Raw genomic sequence first — 4,482 nt, forward strand, 5'->3', positions numbered from 1 at the left:
GCGGTGCCCAGCGGGATGCCACCCTCCTCGTCGGTGCCCCCGGCTCGCGCGACCTGCATCCCGCGGGCGGCGCCCCGGCGCGCGCACTCCTCGAGCAGTGCGGTGCGCCCGATGCCGATCGGGCCGGTGAACACGAGCAGGCTCGCCGTGCCGCCGACGGCCCGCGCGAGCGCGCCGTCGACCTCCGCCAGGTCGCCGGCGCGGCCGAGCAGCACCGGACGGGGCATCAGCGACGGCCCCGCAGTCGGACGACGGGCTCGCGGAGCACCGCGCGGTCCGCCCGACGGACGGCTCCCCAGGGTGGGCCCCCGACACTCATACGACCTCCGTCCGACGGACGTGCACGCGATTCGGTGATCATTTTACCCCGGTGCGTCGTGGAACGGAGCACCACCACGGAATTCGTCGGGAAACACCCAGTTCCTCCTCCATGGACCTGCCCGGGTTCGATCCACGCAGTGGATACTGGTGGTATCCGGGCGACATCGGCGGCATAGTCCTCCCTCGATGACGATCGGGGACGGCCAACATGAACGCATCATGTCGGGAATGCGACGGACCGGCGACGTGGCCGGTCCCGGACTCGTGGGCCGAGCCCGTCCGACACCGAGGGGGATCGACGTGGAACCCGTTCCGGGACTGACCGTCCGGGTGCTCGATACCGGCTGGATGGAGCTGGGCCATCCGAGCCGGTGCGACCGCCTGCTGTGCGACGAGGTCGGCACCGCCATGTGGCTCGCGCTGTGCCGGACGGCGTGGAACCTCGGCGACGCGGCCGCCCACCTGGCCGACCTCTGGGACACCGACCCCTGGGCGATGCGGGACATGATGGACGACTGGCTGGACGACCTGCGCGAAGCCGGCCTCGTCCGGTACTGACGCGACGCCCGGTGCCGCCGGAGCGGTCGTTGCGGCATCGCACGGACGGGCACCCCGGTTGTCCCGCGGACGTTGCGCGCACCCGTGCGAACCACGGTCGGGACCAGCAGAACCCCAGCACCCACACCCCACACCGTAGTGATCTAGATCACATACCGCACCACACCCCACCGAACCCCCGCACTCCGGCGGCCACAGTGTTAAGCGCTTACGCTCCGCTGCCGTTGACCCCTGTCGAGCGGCCCCCATACGGTCGAATCGGTTATCGAGAACGGCTACCGCGACTGTCCGGTCCGCTCCCGGAACAGCGTGTTCCGTTGAACTTCGGGGAGTTATTCGATGCGAGTCCTGCCCTATGACGGCGACACCACCGAGCGCATTTCCCAGGAATCCACCAGTGCCTGCATGGTATCGCTCGACCGAGGCCTGCGCGTCGTCGCGGCGAACCAGGAGATGTTCCGCCGGATGTGCGACATCGGTTCCGGCGACGTGTGCGGATCGGCGTTCTGCGACCTCCTCGACGGAAGCATCCGTACCCGTGTCCGGCACCAGATGGAACGGTTGCTGGACGGTCAGCAGCCCCGTTTCCAGGAGCGGTCGGTCGCGATCGCCGGGGCCGGCTCGTCGCTGCGGGGCGACCTGATGGCGACCGCGATCGCGCGGAACGCGGGCCGGGTCGAGGGGGTCGTCGTCGTCCTGCGTACCGGGGACGCCGAGCCGTCCACGGCCTGGAGCGGACCACGCCGGATCCTGTCGGACATGGACGCCAAGATCCTGGAGGGGGTCGCCTCCGGTGCCTCCACCGTGCAGCTGGCCTCCACCCTGTTCCTCAGCCGCGGCGGCGTCGAGTACCACGTGACCGCCCTGCTCCGGAAGATGCGGGTCAAGAACCGGCCTGCGCTGATCTCCAAGGCCTACTCGATGGGTTTCTTCGAGCTGGGTTCGTGGCCGCCCCAGGTCGTGCCCGATCACGTGAAGTGACTGCTCGACCCGACGACGTCCCGAGGCGAGAGGTGAGAACATGACCGCCACCGACGACATCCGGACGACCGCGGACCTGCGGTCGCGGGTGGCCGAGCTGCACGCGGCCCGCGAGCAGATCCGCTCCGGCCCGTCCACCGCCGCGACCGAGCAGCAGCACGCCCGCGGCAAGCTGACCGTGCACGAGCGCCTCGCGATGCTGCTCGACGAGGGCAGCTTCCGTGAGATCGAGCAGTTCCGCAGGCACCGCGCCACCGGCTTCGGCCTGGAGGACCGCCGTCCGCACACCGACGGCGTCGTGACCGGCTGGGGCACCATCGACGGCCGCACCGTGTTCGTCTACGCCCACGACTTCCGGATCTTCGGCGGTTCGCTCGGCGAGGCGCACGCCACGAAGATCCACAAGGTGATGGATCTGGCGGAGTCCGCCGGCGCACCGTTGATCAGCCTGAGCGACGGCGCGGGCGCCCGGATCCAGGAGGGCGTCACCGCGCTGGCCGGTTACGGCGGCATCTTCCGCCGCAACGTGCGGGCCTCCGGCGTCGTCCCGCAGATCAGCGTCATGCTCGGCCCGTGTGCCGGGGGCGCGACCTACTCGCCCGCCCTCACCGACTACGTGTTCATGGTCCGCGACATCGCCCAGATGTACATCACCGGACCGGACGTGGTGTCCGCCGTGACCGGTGAGGAGATCACGCACGAGGAACTCGGCGGCGCCGAGGTGCACGCCACGGAGTCGGGGGCGGGCGCCTTCGTCTACGACGACGAGGAGTCCTGCTTCGCCGACGTGCGGCACCTCGTGTCGCTGCTGCCGTCGAACAACCGCGAGCAGCCGCCCGTGGCCCCCACCGCCGACCCACCGGACCGGGCCACCCCGTCGCTGCTCGACATCGTCCCGGCCGACACCACCCGCGCCTACGACATGCGGGACGTGATCGCCGAGGTGGTCGACGACGGCGACCTGTTCGAGGTGCACGCCAACTGGGCCACCAACATCGTGTGCGGTCTGGCCCGGCTCGACGGGCACACGGTCGGGATCGTGGCGAACCAGCCGGCCTCGCTGGCCGGGGTGCTCGACATCCACGCCTCGGAGAAGGCGGCCCGGTTCGTCTCCACCTGTGACTCGTTCAGCATCCCGCTGGTCACCCTCGTCGACGTGCCGGGTTTCCTGCCCGGCGGCGACCAGGAGCGCGGGGGGATCATCCGGCACGGCGCCAAGCTGCTCTACGCCTACTGCGCGGCCACCGTCCCGCGGGTCCAGCTCATCCTGCGCAAGGCCTACGGTGGCGCCTACATCGTCATGGATTCGCGCTCGATCGGAGCGGACCTGTCCCTCGCCTGGCCGACCAACGAGATCGCGGTGATGGGCGCCGAAGCCGCGGCCAACGTCGTCTTCCGGCGCGAGATCGCCGCCGCGCCCGACCCCGAGATCGCCCGAGCCCAGCGGATCAAGCAGTACCGCAACGACCTCATGCATCCCTACTACGCCGCCGAGGCCGGTCTCGTCGACGACGTGATCGACCCCTCCGACACGCGCGCGGTCCTCGTCGACGCGCTGTCGATGCTGCGTGCCAAGCGCGCCGAGCTGCCGGTCCGCAAGCACGGCAACCCGCCGACGTGACCACCGCGGCGGGCCCCGGACCGCGGATCCTGATCACCGGTGGCAACCCGACCCCGGCCGAGGTGGCCGCCGTGACCGTGGCGCTGTGCACCCTGGCCGGGCGGAGCCGGGTCGCCGCGGCACCCCACCGGCACCGGCGGGCCGCGTCCTGGCCGGGTGCGGACGGCTACCGGGCCCCGACGAGCTGGTCCGGCCAGGGCGGGTACCAGGCGCCCGCGAGCTGGACCGCGCGCACGTGACGAGCGCCGCCCCCGGCACCGGGAGCGGCGGTCAGTCCGCCCCCCGAAGCGCACTGCGCCCGCTGACCCCGAGCTTGCGGTAGGCGCTGGTCAGCCGTTTCTCCACGGCCCGGCGGCTGACCCCCAGCTCCTCGGCGATCATCTTGTTGGTCGCCCCGCCGACCACCCGGTCCACCACCTGCCGCTCGGCGTCGGTCAGGGCGTCGACGACGCGCCACGCTGGGGACTCCTCCCCGTCGTCGCCGGTACCGGCCGCCGGCTCGACCGTCGGTACCGGCGTCGCGGTGTCCGGGTCCCCGGCCCCGGCCTCCTCGAGGCGGCGCAGACCCCGACGCAGCAGCGCCTCGCCCTCGGGGGCGCCCGTGCCGGCGAGGTGTCGCCCCAGCACGATCTCGGCGCGACCGAGCGCGGCCGTGTCCGCCGAGTCCCTGAGCACCTCGACGGCCTCCCTCAGCTGGGTCGCTCCCGCGGCCCCGCCGACGAGCGAGCCCCGCACCCGCAGGGCACGCCCGAGTGCGGCGGGGGCACCCCACGCCCGCGCCAGTGCCAGCTCCTCGTCGGCCCATTCCAGCGCGGCCCCCGTCGCACCACGGCGGCGCAGCAGCCGGGCCGCCCAGCTCCGCCACGGGAACAGGGCCGGGTTGGACCAGCCGAGGTGCTCCAGGTGTCGCCCGCAGTCGAGCAGGCACTCCAGCGCCAGGTCCTGCCGGCCCGCACGCAGCGCGCCGGCCGCGCGCACGAGCTGGTGGGTCGCGTGCGCGA

The 4,482-nt window shown here is 72.3% G+C and carries 6 protein-coding genes; 4 read left to right on the forward strand and 2 right to left on the reverse strand.

The window, feature by feature from the left end; translation table 11 throughout:
• On the reverse strand, positions 1-227 hold a 227-nt coding region (locus GTW08_RS17280), incomplete at its 3' end, for an ATP-binding protein (protein WP_161152223.1).
• A gap of 394 nt (positions 228-621) precedes the next feature.
• On the opposite strand from GTW08_RS17280, the gene GTW08_RS17285 reads away from it, so the two are divergent.
• From GTW08_RS17285 to GTW08_RS31945, 4 genes are all read left to right on the forward strand, one after another.
• Entirely contained in the window at positions 622-879 is a 258-nt protein-coding gene (locus tag GTW08_RS17285) for a PqqD family protein (protein WP_139282759.1), read from the forward strand.
• Between the two features lie 339 nt (positions 880-1,218).
• Complete coding sequence (locus tag GTW08_RS17290; protein WP_073575121.1) at positions 1,219-1,860, forward strand: helix-turn-helix transcriptional regulator; 642 nt, start codon at positions 1,219-1,221, stop codon at positions 1,858-1,860.
• 40 nt (positions 1,861-1,900) lie between these two features.
• Positions 1,901-3,481, forward strand: coding sequence for an acyl-CoA carboxylase subunit beta (locus GTW08_RS17295; RefSeq protein ID WP_073575122.1), 1,581 nt, complete (start codon positions 1,901-1,903; stop codon positions 3,479-3,481).
• Entirely contained in the window at positions 3,478-3,720 is a 243-nt protein-coding gene (locus GTW08_RS31945) for an acyl-CoA carboxylase epsilon subunit (protein ID WP_073575123.1), read from the forward strand. The genes GTW08_RS17295 and GTW08_RS31945 overlap by 4 nt, the downstream gene beginning before the upstream one ends.
• A gap of 31 nt (positions 3,721-3,751) precedes the next feature.
• Here the strand turns inward: GTW08_RS31945 and GTW08_RS17305 are convergent.
• Positions 3,752-4,482 (reverse strand): helix-turn-helix transcriptional regulator (locus GTW08_RS17305; RefSeq protein ID WP_161152224.1); only part of this gene is annotated, 731 nt, incomplete at its 5' end.

This window comes from Pseudonocardia sp. SID8383, assembly GCF_009864975.1.
GTDB classification, from domain to species: Bacteria; Actinomycetota; Actinomycetes; order Mycobacteriales; family Pseudonocardiaceae; genus Pseudonocardia; species Pseudonocardia alni.